Raw genomic sequence first — 246 nt, forward strand, 5'->3', positions numbered from 1 at the left:
GGCAAAAGCGGTAACTATTATTCGTGACAATTGGGGAGTTCCTCACATTTATGGAAAAACAGATGCTTCGGTTGTTTTTGGGCTGATGTATGCCCAATGCGAGGATAACTTTAAGGGGATCGAACGCAATTATCTTTACCAGTTAGGTAAACAGGCCGAGGTTGATGGCGAAACCAATTTATATACCGATGTGCAGCTGCAGCTGATTGCCGACAGTACCGATGCTATTAAAGATTATCACACAAG

1 protein-coding gene is annotated in these 246 nt (G+C 43.1%); it reads left to right on the top strand.

Annotation, left to right across the window (positions count from 1 at the left end):
* On the top strand, positions 1-246 hold a 246-nt coding region (locus ACEN88_RS35985; RefSeq protein WP_413347166.1), incomplete at both ends, for a penicillin acylase family protein.

Origin of the sequence: Massilia sp. CT11-108, from assembly GCF_047302915.1 — a bacterium.
Classification (GTDB): Bacteria; Pseudomonadota; Gammaproteobacteria; order Burkholderiales; family Burkholderiaceae_D; genus Telluria; species Telluria orientalis.